This window comes from Arthrobacter sp. P1_B9 (genome assembly GCF_056406495.1).
The window spans coordinates 170,634-192,365 of record NZ_JBFUAA010000003.1; the positions used below are offsets into that span (position 1 = coordinate 170,634).

The following is a 21,732-nucleotide window of genomic DNA, read 5'->3' on the forward strand; positions in this document are numbered from 1 at the left end:
CCCTAGCGCGGATTGGGCAGGTTGGGCGGCGGCGCGGCTGCCATGGCCGAGGCCTTCTTCCGGCCAGGGCGGCCGGTTCCGTTGGGTGAGGCCGTCACGTCCGGGGTGACGGGTATCTTGGCGATTATGGCCCGGATGACGCTTTGCGGCGTCTCACCCGCGCTGGCCGCCTTGCGGTCGAGGATGATCCGGTGGGCGAGCACCGCTTCGGCGACGCTGACGACGTCGTCCGGCAGCACAAAGTCCCGGCCCTCCAGCGCGGCGGTGGCCTTCGCCGCACGCAGGAGCTGCAGCATGGACCGCGGACTGGCGCCGAGCCGGAGAAGCCCGCTTTCCCGCGTGGCCCGGCCCAGGGCCACGGTGTACTCCTTGATCGACCGGGACACGTACACCTGCTGCACCGTGGCAATCATGGCGGCCACTTCCGCCGCGGTGACCACTGCCGTCACACGCGCCAGCGGAGAGGAGGCCTGGTGGGTTTCGAGCATCTCCATCTCGGACTCACGGTCCGGGTAGCCCATGGAAATCCGGGCCATGAAGCGGTCCCGCTGCGCTTCCGGCAGCGGATACGTGCCCTCCATCTCAATGGGGTTCTGCGTCGCCACCACCATGAAGGGCTCATCCAGCCGGTAGGACGTGCCGTCCACCGTGACCTGGTGCTCCTCCATGCACTCCAGCAGGGCTGACTGGGTCTTGGCCGAGGCGCGGTTGATTTCGTCCCCGATGACGATGTTGGCGAACACCGCGCCGTGCCGGAACTCGAAGGTCCGGGTCGCCTGGTTGTAGATGGACACGCCCGTGACGTCGGACGGGAGCAGGTCCGGGGTGAACTGGATCCGGCTGACGGAACAGTCGATGGTGCGGCCCAGCGTCTTCGCCAGGAGCGTCTTGCCCACCCCTGGGACGTCTTCGAGGAGCAGGTGGCCCTGGGCGAGGAGGACCGTGAGCGCCAGTTTGGCCGCTTCGGCCTTGCCGTCGATGACCGTATTGATCGCCGTCAGGATCCGGGTGCTGGCTGAGTGGAAGGCGTCGGCTTCCATGGCCGGCAGTTCATGCCGCGGGGGCCGGTGTCCGGCTGCGTTTGGATCCAAGGAAGCGCGGCCCGGGAGGCTCTGTCCTTGGGGGAGGATGTCGTCTACGGAAGTGCGGTGGTAATCCATCGGCAGCCTTTCAGCCCTGGTGGGTCCCGGATCTGACCGCCCGCGGCGGCCGGGCCCCGCAGTGGCATTCACCTGTTTCCTAACGGGGAAATTACAGAGTATTAACAGACTACTAACACAACTGCCGGCCCTGACAGAGAGTTCCGGGGAAATCTGGCCTCCGGTTAGGGTGGATGAATGCTCAGTCCCCTCACTCCCGTCCCCTTCCGGTCGCCTGGACACGACGGTACCGGACGCAGCGGGTATCCGCCCGCACCTGAACCGCTTCCCGTGCCGGTCATGGACAACCACACGCATTTGGATTTTCCCGACGCGGAGCTTGAGGTGGGCATCAAGGACGCCCTCGATGCCGCCGCCGCCGTGGGCGTGCAAGGCGCCGTGCAGGTGGGCTGCGACCTCGAATCGTCCCGGTTTACGGTCAACGCGGTCGACCTCGATTCACGGCTCCTGGGCGCTGTTGCCCTCCACCCCAACGACGCCCCCGGCTACGCCCGGCGCGGCGGCCTGGAGGAGGCCCTGGCCGAGATCGAGGAGCTCGCCGCCCATCCGAGGATCCGGGCGATCGGGGAGACCGGCCTGGACTTCTTCCGGACCGAGGGCGAGGGCCTGGTCCACCAGCGCTATTCGTTCCGCCGCCATATCGACATCGCCAAACGGCTTGGACTGACGCTGCAAATCCACGACCGCGACGCCCACGACGACGTCGTCCAGGTCCTGCGCGAAGAGGGGGCACCGGAGCGGGTGGTCTTCCACTGTTTCTCCGGCGGCGAGGCGCTCGCCCGGACCTGCAACGCGGAGGGCTGGTACATGTCCTTTGCCGGAACTGTGACATTCAAGAACGCGACGGACCTGCGGGAAGCGCTGGCTATCGCTGAGCCGAGCCGGATCCTGGTCGAGACCGACGCGCCCTTCCTCACCCCGCACCCGCATCGCGGCCGGCCGAACGCGAGCTACATGGTTCCGTACACGGTGCGGGCCATGGCCGATGTGACTGGGTCGGAGCTTTCCGGGCTGTGTGCGCAGATCGCCGCAAATACGGTGCGGGCGTACGGATCCTGGGACTGAACCGCCCTCATCCAGCCTCCCGGTGTAGATACGGGGTATGCACAAATTCTTGGTTCCTTTATAACGCTTCGATTACAGTGGTCAACTATTAGCCGGGGTCGGGGAAGGCCTACGGATAATTTCACTCCAGCAGGGCGTGCATTGTGGCCAACGAACCACATGCGCGCTCTCGTTTTGGGTGAGGCAGTGCACGCATGTTCCGTGACGCTCCGGACGCTGTCCGGAGCCGCCGTTGGCGCGCTCGCGGGGGATGGCCACGTGCACTTTTCCCCGTGCCCGGAAGGTCCAAGAGATTCGGGCAATTGTGGTCAAGTTCTTCACATCGGACGGCAAGTTCAGCTTCGTCAAGGTTGGCACGCAGCTCGTGGTGCTGGTGGCACTGGTGCTGGGCCTCGTGGCCTTCGTCGGCAATAACAAGACGATCACACTCAACGTGGATGGCAAAGTCAGCTCCGTCCAGACCTTCGGCGGAACCGTCGGGGAAGTCGTCAAGAGCGCCAAGGTTGAACTGCAGCCATCTGACAGGGTGTCGCCTTCGGCGGACGCCCACGTGCAGGACGGGTCAGTCATCAACGTCAACCTCGCCAAGGCCGTCAAGGTCAGCCTGGACGGCGCCGAACGGACCATCTCCACCACCGCACCCACCGTCGAAGGTCTCGTGACCGAACTCGGCGTGGCCAGCGCCTCGCAGGTCTCCGTGCCCAAGGACGCCCAGCTCGCCGTCTCCGGCTCCTTCGTGTCCATCTCGACGCCTAAAAAGGTGAGCCTCGTTGCGGACGGCAAGGCGGCAGCGACCACGACGACGGCGGCCACAGTCGCCAAAGTGCTCGAGGACGCCGGGCTTTCGCTCGGGGCCAGCGACCGCGTCTCCCAGCCCGGGAACGCCCCGGTGGTCAATGACATGGTGATTAAGGTCTCCCGCGTCGACGTCAGCAAGACGGCCAACACCACCGAGCCCGTCGCCTTCGAAACGCTCACCACCGAGAGTGCTGACATGTTCAAGGGTGAGAAGAAGGTCACCCAGGCCGGCGTCGCCGGCACCACCAGCAAGAACTTCAAGCTGGTCCTCGTGGATGGCCGCGAAGCCTCCCGGACCCTGGTGTCCGAGACCGTCAGCGTCCAGCCCGTCACCGAAAAGGTCACTGTCGGCACCAAGGAAAAGCCCAAGCCCGCCGCCAACACCGGTGCGGCCGCCCCCGCCATGATGAACCAGGGCATGTGGGACAAGATCGCCCAGTGCGAATCAGGCGGCAACTGGTCCACCAACACCGGCAACGGCTACTACGGAGGCCTGCAGTTCGACGTCGGCACCTGGCTCAGCTCGGGCGGCGGCGCCTACGCCCCGAACGCCGCGGCCGCCACCAAGGCCCAGCAGATCGCCGTCGCCAACCGGGTCTACGCCCAGCGCGGACTGCAGCCCTGGGGTTGCGGCTGGGCCGCCTCCAGCTAGCAGGCCAGGCCGGCGGCTGACTGCCCGCCACTGAACGCCCGCCACTGAACGCCCGACTCCCGCGGCTGCCGACCACAGCCAGGGGAGAGCACAGGCCGGGTCCGGATTCCCTCCGGACCCGGCCTGCGGCGTACCGGCGCCGGGATAGGATACCTAGGTGACTGAACCGAGCCCCTCCGCCCCCGAAAGCCTGCCCGGAGCGGCGCCCGCACCGCTGATGGGTGCCTCCGATATCCGCCGGCTGGCAGAGGAAATCAGCGTGCGGCCCACGAAGACCCTCGGGCAGAACTTCGTGATCGACGGCAACACCATCCGGCGGATCGTGAACGCCGCCGACATCCGGGCCGATGAGACCGTCCTGGAAGTCGGCCCCGGACTCGGGTCACTGACCCTTGGCCTGCTGGACGCCGCCCGCAGCGTGGTCGCCGTCGAAATCGATCCGGTCCTTGCCGGGCGCCTGCCGGCCACTGTCGCCGCGTGGCGACCGCACGCCGTCGGGAACTTCCACCTCGTGCTGGCGGACGCCATGCGGGTCACCGAACTTCCCGTCGAGCCGACCGCCCTCGTCGCGAATCTTCCCTACAACGTGGCCGTTCCCGTGGTGCTGCACCTCCTGCAGCACTTCCCGAGCCTGCAGCACGGCCTGGTCATGGTCCAGGATGAAGTCGCCGACCGGCTCGCGGCCGGGCCCGGCTCCAAGACCTACGGCGTTCCATCCGTCAAAGCCGCCTGGTACAGCAGCATGCGCAAGGCCGGCGTGATCGGCATGAACGTCTTCTGGCCAGCGCCCAAGATCCATTCCGGACTCGTCGCCTTCACGCGCCGGGAGCCCCCGGTTACGACCGCCACCAGGGAGCAGGTCTTCGCCGTGATCGACGCCGCCTTCGCGCAGCGCCGCAAGACGCTCCGGGCCGCGCTGGCCGGCTGGGCCGGCAGTGCCGCCGAGGCCGAACGCTGCCTGCGGGCCGCCGGCGTCGACCCCACAGCACGCGGCGAAGTGATCGACATCGCGGCGTTCGCCAGAATCGCCGAAGCCCACGGACAAGCGGACTCCTGAGCTCCTTGTGAGCCCTGCATGGGCGCCTCCGGGGGCGGTTGCGTGCTTGGAGCCCGGGCCGCGATGCCATAGCGTGGAGCCATGAACGCAGTGAGAGGGCGCTTTGCCGCGAGGACCGTCCGGGTGAAAGCTCCAGGCAAGGTTAACGTCTCACTGGACGTCGGACCGCTGCGGCCGGACGGCTACCACTCCGTGGCCAGCGTCTACCTGGCTGTCTCGCTCTACGAAGAAATTGCCGCCACCAGCACCGATACCGGCGAGATCACCGTCAGCATCAGTGATGCGAGCACCGTGGACCTCGACGGGGTGGACATTCCGCTCGATCACCGCAACCTGGCCTACAAAGCCGCCGCCATCATGGCCGACGTCTCGGAACACTCCACGGGTGTCCACCTGGAGATCACCAAACGGGTGCCCGTGGCTGGCGGCATGGGCGGCGGATCGGCCGACGCCGCCGCCACCCTGCTGGCCTGCGACGCGTTGTGGAACAGCGGACTGTCCCGCGATGAGCTGGCCCACCTGGCCGCCGAGCTCGGCGCCGATGTTCCCTTCGCGCTGCTGGGCGGCACCGCCGTCGGACTGGGCCTGGGCGATGACCTCTCGCCGGCCCTGGTCAAGGCCCAGACGGACTGGGTCCTGGTCAGCGCGGACTTCGGCCTGCCCACCCCTGAGGTCTACCGCACCCTGGACCGCCTGCGCGCGGCCGAGGGCCTGGCGGTGGACGAACCCGACGCCGTGGATCCCGGCGTGCTCACGGCTCTGCGCAGCGGCGATGCCGACGCCCTGAGCCGCGTGCTGGTCAACGACCTCCAGCGCGCCTCGATCGAACTGGCCCCGGGCCTGCGCGAGACCCTGGGCCGCGGCGAGGCCTGCGGCGCGATCGCAGGCATCGTCTCCGGCTCCGGACCCACCGTCGCGTTCCTCGCGCACAGCCCCGCCGCGGCCGCCGGGCTCGCCGAAGAGCTGCGGCACCACAGCCTCGACGCCATGGCGGTGCACGGGCCGGTGCACGGGGCCCGCATCATCTCCGATACGCTCCTTTAGGAGCTTTTGACGCATCGCATCCGATGACTTCACAGCTTCACTTCACCGATACACCTAAGAAAGCAGTTCCCAGTGGCACACCTGCTCGGCGGCGAGAACCTCACGGTCTCGTATGCAACCCGTACCGTCCTCGATGGCATTACCCTCGGCCTTGAAGAGGGCGACCGGATCGGCATGGTGGGCCGCAACGGTGACGGCAAGTCAACCCTGATGCGGTTGCTGGCCATGCGCTCCACCCCGGACTCCGGCCGGGTGACCAAGCGCAGCGAGGTCAACATCGGCTACCTGGACCAGAGCGACGTGCTCGACGGCGATCTCACCGTCGGCGCCGCGATCGTGGGGGACCAGGCCGACTACGAGTGGGCCCGCAATCCCCAGATCCGCGAAGTCATGGGCGGGCTGGTGTCCGACGTCGACTGGCACGCCAACGTCCACGCGCTCTCCGGCGGGCAGAAGCGGCGTGTGGCGCTGGCCAAGCTGCTGATCGAGGACCACGACGTCATCATGCTCGACGAGCCCACCAACCACCTCGACGTCGAAGGCGTCGCGTGGCTGTCCCGGCACCTGAAGACCCGCTGGCGGGCCAACCAGGGCGCCTTCCTCGTGGTCACCCACGACCGCTGGTTCCTCGACGAAGTCTGCACCAAGACCTGGGAAATCCACGACGGCATCATGGACCCGTTCGACGGCGGCTATGCCGCCTACGTCCTGGCCCGGGCCGAGCGCGACCGCTCCGCTTCCGTGATGGAAAGCAAGCGCCAGCAGCTCGTGAAGAAGGAACTCGCCTGGCTCCGGCGCGGTGCCCCGGCCCGCACCGCCAAGCCCAAGTTCCGGATCGAGGCAGCCAACGCCCTGATCGCGGACGTCCCCGAGCCGCGCGACTCGACGGCGCTGAGCAAGATGGCCACCGCCCGGCTGGGCAAGGATGTCCTGGACCTCGAGCACGTCTCGCTGGACTTCCTCGGCGGCGAGCCCGGGCAGAAGCTCTTCGACAACATCACGCTGCGCCTCGCCCCCGGGGAGCGGCTGGGCCTCGTGGGCGTCAACGGCGCCGGCAAGACCACCCTGCTCAAACTCCTCAACGGTGAGATCCAGCCCAGCTCCGGGAAGGTCAAGCGCGGCAAGACGGTGGTCACCGCGGTCCTGACCCAGGAGGTCAAGGAACTCGACGACGTCTCGGACCTGCGCGTGATCGAAGTGATCGAGCGGGAAAAGCGCTCCTTCAACGTCGGCGGCAAGGAATTCACCGCCGGCCAGCTCGTTGAGCAGCTGGGCTTCACCAACGAGAAGCAGTGGACCCCGGTCAAGGACCTCTCCGGCGGCGAACGCCGGCGGCTGCAGCTCCTGCGCCTGCTCGTGGGGGAGCCGAACGTGCTGATGCTTGACGAGCCGACCAACGACCTCGACACCGACACCCTCGCCGCCGTCGAAGATGTGCTCGACGGCTGGCCGGGCACGCTCGTCGTCGTCAGCCACGACCGCTACCTGCTCGAGCGCGTCACGGACCACCAGATGGCGCTCCTTGGCGATGGCAAGATCCAGGCCCTGCCGCGCGGCGTGGACCAGTACCTCGAACTGCGGGAAGGGGCCCTGGCCGGCTCCACCATCACCGGCGGCGGCAACCCCGTCACCTCCGCCGGCGGGGGATCCGCTCCCGCCACCAGCGGCCCTTCCGAGGCCGAAAAGCGCGACGCCCGCAAGGCCAAGAACCGGATCGACCGCCAGCTGGGCAAACTCAAGCAGCAGGAAGACAAGATCCACGCCCAGATGACCGCCGGGGCCGGGGACGCCAGCAAGTTCGACCAGCTCGCCGGGCTTAACGCGAAACTCCAGGAACTGGCCGGGGAACGCGAAGCCCTTGAACTCGAATGGCTCGAGGCCCTGGAAGTGCTGGGGGAGTAGCCTCCTGCCCCCCCGGGACATGCCCAGCGTGAGCACCCACCGCTGGACATGTCCCTCGCAGCCCTCAAAACCCACGGGACATGTCCCTCGCCGCGGACCAACACCGGACATGTCCCTTGGCGGGCTCAAATCCCGCAGGGCATGTCCCACGGCGCGGACCAGCATTGGACATGTCCCTTGGAGGGCTCAAATCCCGCCGGGCATGTCCCTCGCCGCGGGCCAGCATTGGACATGTCCCTTGGAGGGCTCAAATCCCGCCGGGCATGTCCCTCGCCGCGGGCCAGGGATGGGCATATTGGCGTTATGCCCATTGTCCGGGACCAACACTGGGCATATCCCGCATAGGGACCGAGGTCTCTGCGCACGCCCGGGAAGGCACGTCCCGCGGAGTGCGTGAATCCTGCGGCACATGTCACTTTGCGCGGGCCAGCACTGGACATGTCCCTTGGAGGGCTCAAATCCCGCAGGGCATGTCCCTCTGCGCGGACCAGCATTGGACATGTCCCTCGGCGCGGGCCAGCACTGGACATATTGGCATCATGTCCATTGCTCGGGACCAACACTGGGCTCATCCCGCGTAGGGGCCGAGGTCTCTGCGCGCCCAAAGAGGCACGTCCCGCGGAGTGCGTGAATCCTGCGGCACATGTCCGGCCGCGCGGACCAACACTGGACATGTCCACTGGAGGGCTCAATTCCCGCCGGGCATGTCCCTCGGCACGGGCCGGGGATGGGCATATTGGCATTATGTCCATTGCTCGGCTCCAACGCTGGGCATGTCCCGCGTGGGGAACGGGGTCTCTGCGCACACCCAGGAAGGCACGTTCCGCGGAGCTCGTGAATCCCGCGGCACATGTCCCGCCGCGCGGACCAAGAATGGGCATGTCCCGTGGCGCCGGCTGCACCGCCCACCCGCGCCTGCCCGCTCCTTCCGCGGCGCTGAGTCGCACGAGCATCAACCTTCGTGGCAGAATTGATTCTCGTGCCACAGGTCAAGCCTGGGCACGGTCCGCTCTGGTGTAATGGCAGCACCCCGGCCTTTGGAGCCGTGGAGTATAGGTTCGAGTCCTATGGGCGGAACTTGGCGAGACACACCGCGCAACCAAGCAAGGAGAGCCAATACGTGAGCCCCGAGAATACTGGCCCGGCCGCCGTGATCGTCCTAGCTGCAGGGGCCGGTACCCGGATGAAATCCCGTACCCCCAAAATTCTCCATGAGATCGGCGGCCGCTCGCTGGTCGGCCACGCGCTCCAGGCGGCCCGCAGTATCAGCCCCCGCGAGCTGGCCCTGGTGGTCCGGCATGAACGCGACCTCGTGGCCGCCCACGTCTCCGCCCTCGATCCGAAAGCCCTGATTGTGGACCAGGACGATGTGCCCGGCACCGGCCGCGCGGTCGAGGCGGCACTGGAAGCGCTCGACACCCTCGACCCCCAAGGCCCGCTGGGCGGAACGGTCGTGGTCACGTACGGCGACGTCCCGCTGCTCACCGGTGGCCTGCTCGGCGAGCTCGTCGCCGCCCACGAGGCCGAGGGCAACGCCGTCACCGTCCTCACCGCCGTGCTCGAGGACGCCACCGGCTACGGTCGCATCCTCCGCGCAGAAGACGGAACCGTCACGGGAATCCGCGAACACAAGGACGCCACCAGCGCCGAACGCGAAATCCGTGAGGTTAACTCCGGCATCTACGCCTTCGACGCCGCCGTCCTGCGCGACGCGCTGGTCCACGTCACCACGGACAACGCCCAGGGCGAAAAGTACCTCACCGATGTCCTGGCCCTGGCCCGCACCGCGGGCGGCCGCGTCGCCGCCGTCGTCACCGACGACCGCTGGCAGGTGGAGGGCGCCAACGACCGCGTCCAGCTCTCGGCGCTCGGCGCTGAACTCAACCGCCGCACCCTCGAAGCCTGGATGCGCGCCGGCGTGACCGTCGTGGATCCCGCCACGACGTGGATCGACGCCACGGTGACGCTCGACGAGGACGTCCGGCTCCTGCCCAACACCCAGCTGCACGGCAGCACCACGGTGGCGCGCGACGCCGTCGTCGGCCCGGACACCACGTTGACCGACGTCACGGTGGGGGAGGGCGCCACGGTGATCCGCACCCATGGCTCCAGCTCCACGATCGGGGCGCGCGCCAGCGTCGGCCCCTTCACCTACCTGCGCCCGGGCACCGTCCTGGGCGAGACCGGCAAGATCGGCGCGTTCTACGAAACCAAGAACGTCACGATCGGCCGCGGCTCGAAGCTGTCCCACCTCGGCTACGCCGGGGACGCGGAGATCGGCGAGGACACCAACATCGGCTGCGGCAACATCACGGCCAACTACGACGGCGAGAAGAAGCACCGTACGGTGATCGGCTCGGGTGTGCGCACCGGTTCGAACACCGTGTTCGTGGCCCCCGTGCGCGTGGGCGACGGCGCCTACAGCGGCGCCGGGGCGATCATCCGCAAGGACGTCCCGGCCGGCGCCCTCGCCGTCACCCTGGCCAAGCAGCGGAACTCGGACGGCTGGGTTGCGGCCAACCGCCCCGGTTCCGTTTCCGCCGGCCTGGCCGAGTCCGCCCTGGCCGAATCCGCTGCCGCGGTGGATTCCGCCGCGGGCGCCGCCCCAACATCCTCCACTACTCCGGCACCGACAGAAGAGGGCTAGCAATCATGAGCGAAATTACGGCACACGGCGAGAAGAAGCTGGTGCTGGCCGCGGGGCGCGCGCACCCTGAGCTGGCGAAGGAGATCGCGAAGGAGCTCGGCACCGAGCTGCTGCCCCTGGACGCCTACGACTTCGCCAACGGCGAGATCTACGTGCGGGCCGGCGAGAGCGTCCGAGGCACCGACGCCTTCGTGATCCAGGCCCACCCGGCCCCGTTGAACAACTGGCTCATGGAACAGTTGATCATGATCGATTCGCTCAAGCGGGCCTCCGCCAAGCGCATCACTGTGGTGTCCCCGTTCTACCCCTACGCCCGGCAGGACAAGAAGGGCCGTGGCCGCGAGCCGATCTCGGCACGCCTCGTCGCCGATCTGTACAAGACCGCCGGCGCCGACCGCATTATGAGCGTGGACCTGCACACTTCCCAGATCCAGGGCTTCTTCGACGGCCCCGTGGACCACCTGATGGCCATTCCGCTCCTGGCCGACTACATCCGCACCCGGGTCGGCTCGGACAAGGTCACGGTCGTCTCGCCGGACACCGGCCGCGTCCGCGTGGCCGAGCAGTGGGCCGAGCGCCTCGGCGGCGCGCCGCTGGCGTTCGTGCACAAGAGCCGGGACCTCACCGTGCCCAACCAGGCCGTCTCCAAGACGGTCGTGGGCCAGATTGAAGGCCGCACCTGCGTCCTGATCGACGACATGATCGATACCGGCGGAACCATCTCCGGCGCCGTCCAGGTGCTCAAGAACGCCGGCGCCAAGGATGTCATCATCGCCGCGACCCACGCCGTGTTCTCCGATCCGGCGGCCCGCCGGCTCTCCGAGTCCGGCGCCCGCGAAGTGGTGGTCACCAACACGCTGCCGATCACCGCGGACAAGCGCTTCCCGCAGCTGACCGTGCTCTCCATCGCGCCGCTGATCGCCCGCGCCATCCGTGAAGTGTTCGACGACGGCTCCGTCACCAGCCTGTTCGACGGCCAGGCCTAAGCCGGCCGGCGGAGGGCCCGGTTTCTGAAACCGGTCCTTCCGCTGGTAGCCTTGTACCGAAACCTTGGCGAGGGAGAGCGCCGGCATTCTGTATTGAATTCCTTATTGACGGGAAATTAATCGGAACCCGGACTGCTGGTCTCCGTAATCGACTGGGTCTGAATCTCCTTCTGAAGGGCAGCCGTACGGCAGCCCGGCGTTGAAGGTCGTAAACAGACCTCCGCCCTTGCTGAACACCGTTTAGTCCCACAGCTTGAAATCCCACGAGGAGATATCCATGTCTGAGCAGAAGCTCGCAGCAGAAGTCCGCACCGAATTCGGCAAGGGCTTCGCCCGCCGCGCCCGCATGGCCAACCTGATCCCGGCCGTCATCTACGGCCACGGTGCCGAGCCGATCCACATCACCCTGCCGGCGAAGGCCACCACCCTGGCCGTCCGCACCGCCAACGCCCTGCTGACCCTGGACATCGACGGCGAGCAGCACCTGGCCCTCGTCAAGGACATCCAGCGCAACCCGATCAAGCAGATCATCGAGCACCTCGACCTGCTGACCGTCCGCACCGGCGAGAAGGTCACCGTTGACGTGCCCGTTCACCTCAGCGGAGAGCTGGCCCCGGGCAACGTCCACAACCTGGAAATGACGGTCGTTTCCGTCGAGGCCGAGGCAACCCACCTGCCGACCGCCATCGAGGTCAGCATCGAAGGCCGTAGCGCCGGCGAGCACATCCACGCTTCCGACCTCGTCCTGCCGAAGGGTTCCACCCTGCTGGCCGACCCCGAAGCGCTCGTCGTCAACATCTCCGAGGCCACCGAAAACGTCGAAGAGGGCGAAGAGGGCGAAGCAGCCGCACCGTCGGCCGAAGCAGCAGCCGAGTAATTCCGTTGAATTTTACGGCGGCCGGGTCCCTCAGGGGCCCGGCCGCCGTCGTCTCTGATGCCGTATCCCGCGCCGTACGCGCCCCGTAGCCGGCTGCCTGCCCCGACCCACTTGACCCGTCCCACCTGACCCGCCCCACTGGCCGCGCCCCCGGCTGCGTCCCACCGAAGGACTGACCCATGACCGACACCTGGCTGATCGTAGGCCTTGGAAACCCCGGATCCGAGTACAGCCACAACCGGCACAACGTCGGCCAGATGGTCCTGGACGAACTCGCCTCGCGCGTCGGCGGTGGCTTCAAATCGCACAAATCGCGTGCCCAGGTCCTCGAAGGGCGCCTGGGCATCGGCGGACCCCGGATCGTGCTGGCCAAGCCGCTGTCATACATGAACGTCTCCGGCGGCCCAGTGTCTGCCCTGGCCCAGTTCTACGGCATCGATCCGGCCCACGTCATTGCCGTCCATGACGAGATCGACATCCCCTTCGACACCGTGCGGCTCAAGATCGGCGGCGGCGAAGGCGGCCACAACGGACTGCGCGACATCTCCAAGGCCCTGGCCACCAAGGACTACCTGCGCGTGCGGGTCGGCGTCGGGCGTCCGCCCGGACGGATGGAGACCGCGGACTTTGTCCTGCGTGACTTTTCCGCGCCGGAGAAAAAAGAACTGCCCTTCCTCATCGACTCAGCTGCCGACGCCGTCGAACTCCTGGTCCGGGACGGCCTCACCGCCGCCCAACAAAAGTTCCACCCCGCCAAGGCGACGTAGCCCTCCCGGACGTAAACGCAGGCAAAACACCACGCAGCCGAAACGCCCCGACCGCGGGCCGGCCCGGGCCCGCGGCCGGCGGCCGGCGACTAAGTTGCATGCCGATTGCGTGTTTCCTTTCCAAGCTTTCCGCATTCCAGCTATGATCTGTCTACTCTCACGTCGGGGGATAGGGATACGCTACTTCTAAGTGGGCAGTCCGGGGTTGCTGTCTGCAAAGCGGTACGAAGGAAACTACATGTCGAGGGATTCGCTGGGCTGGGGGAATGTTTCCACTACATTGGCACCCGCCGAAGAAGAACATGCTGCCGGCCAGGTCGCGAGACACGGCTGGTCCGGTTTGGCGCGGAACGCTGATGCCGAGCGTGTCCGCCAGGAACTGCTTGCCCAGGACCGGATGGGCGTCGTCATCACCGGCGACCGCGGCGTGGGCAAAACGCTTGTCGGCCGGACCGCCCTCGCGGGCTTCGGCCCCGAGGTGTACACCATCCAGCTCCGCAGTTCAGGGCCGGGTTCGGCAACGCCGTACGGCTGCCTCGCCTTCACCCTTGCGCGGCTCCCGCAGAGTTCCCTGGGCTCGCCGACCGCCATCCTGCACGGCATTACCTCGCTGATCCGCGACGACGCCGCCGGGCGCCAGTGCGTGATCCTGCTCGACAACGCCGGTGCCCTCGATGAACTCAGCACCGGGGTCCTGCTCAACCTGCTCCAGACCCGGACCGCCCGGTTGATCGCAACGGCCCAGCGCACCACTGACCTTCCGCCCGATTTCTACTGGCTCATCACTTCCGGCCAGCTCGCCGAGGTCCGGCTCGCCAACCTGACCGAACTCGAGACGCTGGAGGTCCTGCAGTCAGCTTTGGGCCATCGGGTCTCGACCGCCCTGGCAAGCCAGCTGCACCAGCTGGTCGGCGGCAGCCCCACGCTCCTGCAGGCCGTCGTCTCCGAACAAATCGAACGCGGAAACCTTGTCCTGTCCGGATCCGTGTGGACACTGCTCGATGAGGTTGTGCTGGATGGCCGCACGGCGCTGGAAGATATTGTCCGGGCCAGGTATGCCAGGGAAACACCCGAGGCCCGGGAGGTCATCGACGTCCTCTCCTGCGCCCGGACCCTGCCCCTGTCCCGGCTCGCCAGGATGTACAGCCCCGGTGTCATCGCCGACATGGAAGAGGCCGGCCAGATCGTGGTCGACCGCGCGGACCGGCACCTCGTCACGCTGGGCGACCGCTACCTCGGCGACATTGTCCGCAACTGGCTCAGCGTGGAGCGCCGGCTGGAGCTCCGGGACAAGGTCCCCGGACACCAGGAACATGAACTGGACGAACTGACAGTCGAAGACCTGCTGGCCTACGCGGCGTGGACCCACGACTGCCACGCCCAGCTGGCCCCCGCCCACGCCGTCGCGGCTGCCAGTGCCGCCGTCAAGCTCTTCGACCCGAAATTTGCCCTCAAATGCGCCGGCAGCCTCTCTCCCTCGGACCCTGAATGGGCCGAAGGGCAGCTCCAGAAATCGGCTGCCTACCTCCAGCTCGGCCTGCCGCTGCAGGCCATGTCCGCGCTGGACGACGTCTCCGAACGGCAGGTCAACGGCCTTGCGGCCGAGAACTTCGCCGAATTCATCGCGGCGAAGGCTGACTGCATGGCGTGGCTGGACGACCGCTCCGGCCAGGTCCCCGAACTGCTCGGGCAGGCCAGGGTACGGCTCCAGGACCTGAGCCTGGACGAGCCGTCCCCCGCCCCTGCGGCGCTTGCCCGGGCGGGGCTCTGCCTGGATCTGTGCGAGTTCAACTATTTCTCTTTCATCGGGGATTTCCAGCCCATGATGCAGCGGCTTACCACCGCGGCCACCACGGACGTGCCCGGCGCCGATCCCGTGCACCGGCTCAGGTCGGCCATCATCCTGATGGAGGCCTGGTCCATGACCGGCCACGAACTCGACGCCCGCAAACTCATGCGGGAAATCGGCGGACAGCTGGGCGAGTGGTCCAACGTGCCGCGCATCCGGGAAAACTTCGCCTGGCGCTCTTTCAACGTGCTGCTCCTCTCGGGCCTTTGGCGCCAAGCCATCGACATGCTCAAGGACGCGAGCGGCCGGGCCGGGCACGGGCTGCATTCCGGCAGCGCCGCAACGGACCTCGCCGTCGGACTCGCCTATGTCTATGCCGGCCGCGGGTACATGGCTCTGGATCCGTTGCTGGCCGCGATCGCCCAGCTGGAGGTGCGGGCGAGCCTGCAGTCCCTGCGCCAGGCCTACGCCGCCACTGCTTTTGCCTACGCCCAGACCGGCAACTCGGTCCAGGCCACGATCTACCTGGACCGGGCCCGCTCGGCTGACGGCCCGGCCCGCTTCACGGTCGGCAGTTCCACCGAGTTCTGCATGGATATGGCGTCGCGGTGGCTCGGTGACCCCGAAGCCAAGGACCGGCTGATACGGACCGCGGAGGAGCATTTCCGGAAGGGCCGCTACACCCTGGCCGGCATCTGCATGCTCGGGGCCACCGTCAACGGCACCGTCAAGGATTTTCTTTTCATGGAGGAAATCGCCGGGCTGCGGCAGGGGCCGCTGGCCGAGCTGTCCCGGACGGTCGCCGTCGGCAGCCGGAAGAAGGACGCCGCGATCATGCTCGAAGCCGCCGGGCAGGCCGCGGGCCTCGAACTGGACGCCGTCCAGGCCCGGTGCGCCGCGCTCGCATTCGACTTCGCGAAGGGCGCCGGACTGACCGCCAGCGCCAACGCCGCCTACAGCATGCTGGAGAGCCTCTCGGAGTCCGTACCGGCGCTGCCCGTCATGCCGCGCAACAAGGGCCCGCTGCTGACAGACCGGGAGCGGCAAATCGCCACCCTGGCCGGGAACGGGGTCTCCAACAAGGACATCGCCCTGGAAGTGGGCATTTCCGTCAGGACCGTGGAGGGCCACTTGTACCAGGTGTTCACGAAGCTCGGCGTTTCTTCGCGAAGTGATCTGCTTGGACTCATCTAGGGGGCCGGCGGGAAACCCCGGCACGGCGCCGGCCCGCGCCTTGACCGGGAGGTCGGAAGATTTGATGTCGGCAGTGGAAGCCCTCCAGGGCGGCAGCCATGTGGCCGTGTTCGTCCTCGGCGACAGCGGGATGGGCAAATCAAGGCTCATCGATGCCGTCGTCGGGGAACTGGGGCCCGAGGTGACGCCGGTGCCGATCCACGGCAGCGCGTCGCTGACCAAGGTGCCCTACGGTGTCCTGGGTCCCTTCATCGTCGGACTGCCGGTCCAGGAAGCAACATCGCAGCTGGCCGTGCTGAGGACGCTGTGGGCGCATCTGGAAGAGCAGAAGCGGGCCACCCAGAAGCCCCTCCTGCTGGTCGTTGACGACGCACACGATCTCGACGAGGCGACGGCCGGAATCCTCGCGGAGCTGGCGGCGGCCGGCTGGGCGAAACTGCTTGTGGGCGCGGCGGCCCGGCCCGGACTGCCGGAACCGCTCCTGCAGCTCTGGTTTGAAGGCATCGCCGAGCGGCACGACCTGCGCCCGCTCACCCTCGCGCAGACCACAGAGATGCTGGAGGGCGAGCTCGGCTCGCAAGTGCTGCCAAACGTCGCCGAGATCCTCTGGGAGGCCTCCGGGGGCAACCCGATGCTCCTCAACGGGCTCCTGGACGACGCCAGGAACGACGGGACGCTGCTGCGGCGCAACGGTGTCTGGTTGTTCACCCGGCACCTGAACAGCCACGGTGACCGGCTGACCGACGTCGTGCGCCGCCAGTTGCTGCTGCGCTCGCCGGAAGAACGGCAGGCCCTGAACCTCGTTGCGCTGGCCGAACCCGTGTCCCGGGAACTGATCGAGTCGGTGGCCGGCGAAGAGGCCGTGGGATCACTGATCGACAGCGAACTGATCCGGGTCACGGACACCGGGACGGGTGAGCTGCGGCTGTGGCATACCGTGTACGGCGACACCTTGCGGAACCTGATTTCACCGGCCAGGAGCCTGCAACTTCGGCAAAGCCTGCTGCGCAAGATGGACAGCGAGCCGACGTCTGCCGAGGGACTGCTGCGGCAAGTGAGCTGGTCGATCGAATGCGGCGCGGAGGTCGAGGACCGGCAGCTCCTGAGGGCGGCCGTGCTGGCGAGCCGGCTTTACGAGGACGAGCTCGCCCGCAAGGCTGCCGTCCTCGTCAAGGATCCGGAACTGCAGATGGCGGCCCGCGCCGTGATAGCACGGACCCGCTACAACGCCTCCGACTACATGGCGGCCCGGGACATCCTCGACGCCGATTTCGGGCAGGGAAACAGCATCCCCGGGCTCTTGGCCGGATCCCTCCTGTGGGCCGCAACGATGTCAGCGCTGGGCCACACACCGGCAGAGATCATCAAGCGGGCACAGGTGCTCCGACGCGCCGCCGAACGCCTCGCCGCGGCCCGGCCGGACGACGCCGAAGCCATTCACCGTGCCACGGAAGAGCGGCTGGAGATTCTGGAAGCCATGGTCCTGGCGCTGGCGGGCGAGTACGCGGCAGCCCCGGCCGCGGCGGCGTCCGGCGGGGACGCGGCTGCCGGCACCCCGCCGTCGAACACCCCACAGTCGAACACCCCACCCTCGAACACCCCGCCGTCGAACACCCTCGTACAGGCGTTCCGGCTCTGCCTCGACGCGGAGCGGCTCCTTGCCGGCGGCAAGGGACTGAGCGCCCTCGCCGCGATGACCCGGGCCATCGAGGCCGCCGGGGCCGATCACGATGAGCTCTACTTCCTCACCGACTTCCTCGTCGTCCGATCCGCGGCCGCCGCAATCCACTCCGGCGACTGGCAGGGGGCGGAAAGCCTCCTGACCGGCTTCGTCGCCGGATCCGGGCCCAACCTGATTTCCTTCGGCGGGGGAGTGCACGCGGCGCACGGCATCATTCTGCTCTACCAGGGCAAGGCCGCCCAGGCCCTGAACACGCTAAGTGCCGCGCTCGAAGCGCTGCGGTTGACCGACCCCCAGCAGCTGTTCGCGCTCACGGCGGCCATGGCCTTCGCGGCAGCCGCCGAAGTCGGTGCCCAGACGAAGGCGGAGCTACTCCTCGCCGACTTCGAGGCAGCACCCGCGGCCCTGCCGCGGTACATGCGCTCGCTGGCCGCGATGGCCGTGGTCTATGGAAAGGCCCGGCTCGGGAACTACCCGGGTGCCATCGCGGAACTGAAGCGGCTCGGCCGACCTTACCCGGAAGTGGACACCGCCGGGCTCGAACTCGACGCGCTGGCCTTCTGCCTGGCCCTGGGGGACACGGACTCGGCGCCGAGGCTGCTCGAACTCCGGGCCGGGCTCGAGGGGCCAAGGCCCGCCGCGATCTGCGCCTACGCCGCAGCCATCAGCGCGGACAACGCCGCAGACCTCCTTGAGGCCGCGAAAGCCTGTGAAGCGGCGGAATTGTGGGCCTTTGCCGCCCTCGCCTACGACGCCGCGGCGCACGCCTACCGGGCCGCGGGCGACACCCTCAGGGAGCGCATGGCCAATTCCCAGCGGAAGCGGTGCCTGGACCGGGCCGATGACCTTCCCGGCGACGAAGCGGCCAAGAACGATGACTCGCTCGGCATACTGACCCGCCGCGAGCGCGACATTGTGGCGCTGGCGGTACGCGGCCTCACTGACCGGCAGATTGCCGCAGAGCTCCAAGTGTCCGTGCGCACGGTTGAAGGCCATCTCTACCGCAGCTACGCGAAGCTCAACGTCAAGGGCCGTGAGCAGCTTCCCGGTATCGGCGGGCACTAGCGGCAAGCAAGGGAGAGGCCGCGTGGGCCCGTGTCCGCCGGCCGGCCCGCCGTGGCGGGGCCGCTTCCCCGGTGTCCGGGCCGCTACCGGCGCCGGACACGTGCGGCGGGATGGCGACTACTTGGTTTGGGCCTTGCGGCAGCGCCGGTCCAACTGAGTACAGCTACGTAGAGCGGGCGGAATACTCGCTAGGTAATCGAGTACTACTTACGCATACCGAAAATACGCCTAGTCCCTACCGTTGAGGTATCACCGCTCACACTTTGATTGCGAAGGTCTCTCATATGTTCCAGCAAGACGCCGGCTTGCCAACGGGCAGCGGCCAGACAGAAATAGTGTTTCCGGCGCAAAGAAACGGTCATGGCCGCAGTAAGGACAGACCCTTCACCCGCCAGGAGGTCGTTGCCGACATCGTTGAGACCCTGACGTCGGGTTCCGGCTGCGGCATCGTGCTCGTGGGCGACCACGGGGCCGGCAAGTCCTTTATCGCCCAGCGCGCCCTGGAGCAGCTCGGCGACGAGTACCTGGTAGTCCAGGTCAGGGGCAGCTCCATATCCTCCAAGCTTCCCTACGGGGCCTTGAGCGTCCTGCTCAACGACCTCGACGCCTCCCACCTCGAGCACCCGCTGATGGTGCTGCGCGGACTGACCCAGCTGCTCCACAACAAATCCGAAGGCCGGCGAATCGTCCTCTTCGTGGACAACGCCCATGACCTCGACGAGCTCTCCAGCATGATGGTGGCCCAGTTGAGCGCCGGGTCCCATGTCACGTTGCTGGCGGCGTGCGTTGACATGCCGCACATTGGCGGGGACATCATGGGCCTGTGGAAGGATGACCTGCTCCGACGGGTGGACCTCGGGCCGTTCGACTTCGCAGAGACGGCAACAACGTTGCACCACGAATACGGCGGCCGGTTCTCCCTGACCGCTGCCCGGGCGCTTTGGAGTGCGAGCGGGGGCAATGCCTTGTTCCTCCATTCCCTGGCCCGGGAGCAGATCAAGCTGGGCACAGTGATCCGCCAGGACGGTGTATGGTTCCTGGGCAACGGCCCCATCGCCTTGACCGGAGAGATCCGGGACGTCGTGAAGGCACGCCTCAACCGGCTCGGCAACGGCCAGCGCGACGTCTTTGAACTCCTGGCACTCGCCGGGGCAGTCCCGCTGCAGACCCTCATGCTCATCGCCAACCCGCAGGATATGGACGCGCTCCAGGAGCGGGCCCTGATCCGGGTCACCCATGACCATCCGCCGATGGTCAGCATCGCCAATCCGGTGACCGCCGGAATTGTCGCCAACGTGGTCCCGCCCGGGCGCAGCGCCGAACTCCGCCGCCGGCTCACGGCCGTTCTCCAGGAATCGGACGCGCTGGACACCGGCGGCTCGGCCGGCGTCGCCTGGGCGCTGGATTGCGGGGAAGAGGTGAGCTCCCAGGTCGCCCTGGCCGCCGCACGCGCCGCGAACGGTGCATCCGACCACGCGGCCGCCTTGCGATTTGTCCAGGAGGTCGAAGGAAGCGAACCCGCTGCCCTGATGGCCATCGAAACAGTCAATGCCCACATCTCGGTGAACAACGAGGACTCCGCACGCCGGGTTCTGGAGGCACTGGATGACGGCGCGTGCGCCAAGCTTCCCCTGACCGAGTGGACCGCTTTGCAGCTGCTGCGCGTGGAACTGGACAAACGCAGCACCGCCCCGGGCGCCGACCCCGAAGCCCGGATACAGGAGTTCGCCGAGCGGCTGGCTGCCGAGCCCGCCGCACAGAGTTCAGTTGCCGTTGCAGCCCGGGAGCGGCTGCGCCTGGCGGAGGCTGGGCTCGCCGCTTTCCGTGGACGCTACGACGAAGTCCTGGCCATAACCGACGGCGTGGACGCGGGGGACCTGGGCAGCGAACCAAGGATCCTGACCGCCAGCGTGCGCAGCGAGGCCCTGGCCGTCACCGGCAACGTGGTGCGGGCGCTCGCCCTCGGAAAGCAGATCCTGGCGGCCACAGCCGGCGTGCAGCTCCCGGACCATGCGGTTCGTGAGATCAGGGGCAGGTTCCTCCTCCTCCTTTTGCTCTCCGGCAAGTTCAGGGAAACGTCCGTCTATCTTGAGGAGACGTACAGCGGCGCAGAGCCCCAGACCAGGCTGGGCGGGATGTTTGAGATCGGGCACGGCGTCATGGACCTGCATGCCGGACACCTCGACGACGCCTTGTCCCGGCTCCAGGCGGGCCGGTGGCAGCTTCGGGCGCAGGACCCCGACGCTTTGGGCGGCCTGGCCGCGGCCGTGTGTGCCTATGCCGCCGCACTCCAGGGCGAAGAGGAAATGGCCGGCCTGCTACTGGACGATCTTGCCCAGGCCAGGCCGCCCGCGGCCTGGCTGGTGGAACGGCTCACACGCTATTTCGAACTGTCGGCCCAGGCCGAGCTCGGCCAGAGGGCAATGTCCATCCGTGCGCTCTCAGCCGAAGCGGGCAACGACGCCGAAACGTCAGCACTGGCCCCCGCGCTCCTGTTCCAGTCCGCCGCGGCCCGGCTGGGAGACCGCCAGACGGGCCAGAAGCTCGGCAGCCTGAGCGGGAGGGTGACCGGACAATTTGCGGCCCTGTGCTCGCGGCTGGCCGAAGGCATGCGCGAGGCTGACAGCGAGCAGTTACTGGCAGCATCCAAGGAAGCTGAGGCATGCGGCAACACCGTGTTCGCCCGGGACGCGGTGCGGAAAGCCGTCGGCTGCGCGAACGACGCCGGCAACCGCATCGCGCTGCGGATCGCCCAGCGGGCGCAGCAGTCCCTCGATGACAAGTTCGGCAGTCCGAAGAACGGGCTGCGGTCGCTTACAACCTCAACCCTGACGGCGAGGGAATGTGAAGTGGCGGTCCGGGCCGCTGCCGGTACGTCCAACCGCAAGATCGCGGAACAGATGCACGTATCCGTCCGCACTGTGGAGGGACACCTCTATCAGGTGTATTCGAAGCTGCACGTCGCCAGCCGATCGGAACTCAAAGATGTCATCTCGACTCCGGCAGACAGCGCCAGGCTCGGCTGAGCCCGGCAGACTGCAGGCGGCA

The 21,732-nt window shown here is 67.7% G+C and carries 13 protein-coding genes and 1 tRNA gene; 13 read left to right on the forward strand and 1 reads right to left on the reverse strand.

The window, feature by feature from the left end:
* Positions 1 to 2: 2 nt before the first annotated feature.
* A complete protein-coding gene (locus AC1D1A_RS05780; protein WP_476849067.1) occupies positions 3 to 1,160 on the reverse strand; it encodes an AAA family ATPase in 1,158 nt (385 codons plus the stop codon).
* Between the two features lie 177 nt (positions 1,161 to 1,337).
* Between AC1D1A_RS05780 and AC1D1A_RS05785 the strand changes: the two genes are divergently transcribed.
* The 13 genes from AC1D1A_RS05785 (at position 1,338) to AC1D1A_RS05845 (ending at position 21,710) form a co-directional block, all read left to right on the forward strand.
* Positions 1,338 to 2,225 carry a TatD family hydrolase gene (locus AC1D1A_RS05785; RefSeq protein WP_476849066.1) on the forward strand — a complete coding sequence of 296 codons (888 nt, stop codon included), beginning with the start codon at positions 1,338 to 1,340 and terminating at the stop codon, positions 2,223 to 2,225.
* A 304-nt stretch (positions 2,226 to 2,529) separates the two neighbouring features.
* Positions 2,530 to 3,675 carry a ubiquitin-like domain-containing protein gene (locus tag AC1D1A_RS05790; protein ID WP_476849065.1) on the forward strand — a complete coding sequence of 382 codons (1,146 nt, stop codon included), beginning with the start codon at positions 2,530 to 2,532 and terminating at the stop codon, positions 3,673 to 3,675.
* A 217-nt stretch (positions 3,676 to 3,892) separates the two neighbouring features.
* Positions 3,893 to 4,732, forward strand: a complete 840-nt coding sequence (rsmA, locus tag AC1D1A_RS05795; RefSeq protein WP_476859216.1) for a 16S rRNA (adenine(1518)-N(6)/adenine(1519)-N(6))-dimethyltransferase RsmA — start codon at positions 3,893 to 3,895, stop codon at positions 4,730 to 4,732.
* A gap of 81 nt (positions 4,733 to 4,813) precedes the next feature.
* Positions 4,814 to 5,776 carry a 4-(cytidine 5'-diphospho)-2-C-methyl-D-erythritol kinase gene (locus AC1D1A_RS05800; protein ID WP_028276492.1) on the forward strand — a complete coding sequence of 321 codons (963 nt, stop codon included), beginning with the start codon at positions 4,814 to 4,816 and terminating at the stop codon, positions 5,774 to 5,776.
* A 72-nt stretch (positions 5,777 to 5,848) separates the two neighbouring features.
* Positions 5,849 to 7,678, forward strand: coding sequence for an ABC-F family ATP-binding cassette domain-containing protein (locus tag AC1D1A_RS05805; RefSeq protein ID WP_476947322.1), 1,830 nt, complete (start codon positions 5,849 to 5,851; stop codon positions 7,676 to 7,678).
* A 1,005-nt stretch (positions 7,679 to 8,683) separates the two neighbouring features.
* A tRNA-Gln gene (locus AC1D1A_RS05810) sits at positions 8,684 to 8,755 on the forward strand.
* A gap of 43 nt (positions 8,756 to 8,798) precedes the next feature.
* A complete protein-coding gene (glmU, locus tag AC1D1A_RS05815) occupies positions 8,799 to 10,325 on the forward strand; it encodes a bifunctional UDP-N-acetylglucosamine diphosphorylase/glucosamine-1-phosphate N-acetyltransferase GlmU (RefSeq protein WP_476947323.1) in 1,527 nt (508 codons plus the stop codon).
* Between the two features lie 5 nt (positions 10,326 to 10,330).
* The gene (locus tag AC1D1A_RS05820; RefSeq protein ID WP_018774662.1) at positions 10,331 to 11,311 is read left to right on the forward strand and encodes a ribose-phosphate diphosphokinase; all 981 of its coding nucleotides are present in this window, start codon (positions 10,331 to 10,333) and stop codon (positions 11,309 to 11,311) included.
* 277 nt (positions 11,312 to 11,588) lie between these two features.
* Positions 11,589 to 12,188: a 50S ribosomal protein L25/general stress protein Ctc gene (locus tag AC1D1A_RS05825; protein ID WP_028276489.1), complete on the forward strand. Its 600-nt coding sequence runs from the start codon at positions 11,589 to 11,591 to the stop codon at positions 12,186 to 12,188.
* A gap of 179 nt (positions 12,189 to 12,367) precedes the next feature.
* Positions 12,368 to 12,955: an aminoacyl-tRNA hydrolase gene (gene pth, locus AC1D1A_RS05830; RefSeq protein ID WP_223914139.1), complete on the forward strand. Its 588-nt coding sequence runs from the start codon at positions 12,368 to 12,370 to the stop codon at positions 12,953 to 12,955.
* 238 nt (positions 12,956 to 13,193) lie between these two features.
* Complete coding sequence (locus AC1D1A_RS05835) at positions 13,194 to 15,938, forward strand: helix-turn-helix transcriptional regulator (protein WP_476856549.1); 2,745 nt, start codon at positions 13,194 to 13,196, stop codon at positions 15,936 to 15,938.
* Positions 15,916 to 18,684 (forward strand): LuxR C-terminal-related transcriptional regulator, encoded by a 2,769-nt coding sequence (locus AC1D1A_RS05840; RefSeq protein ID WP_476947324.1) that lies wholly within the window; start codon positions 15,916 to 15,918, stop codon positions 18,682 to 18,684. Before AC1D1A_RS05835 ends, AC1D1A_RS05840 begins: the two co-directional genes overlap by 23 nt.
* 284 nt (positions 18,685 to 18,968) lie before the next feature.
* Entirely contained in the window at positions 18,969 to 21,710 is a 2,742-nt protein-coding gene (locus AC1D1A_RS05845) for a LuxR C-terminal-related transcriptional regulator (protein ID WP_476859125.1), read from the forward strand.
* The last annotated feature ends 22 nt before the right edge of the window (positions 21,711 to 21,732 follow it).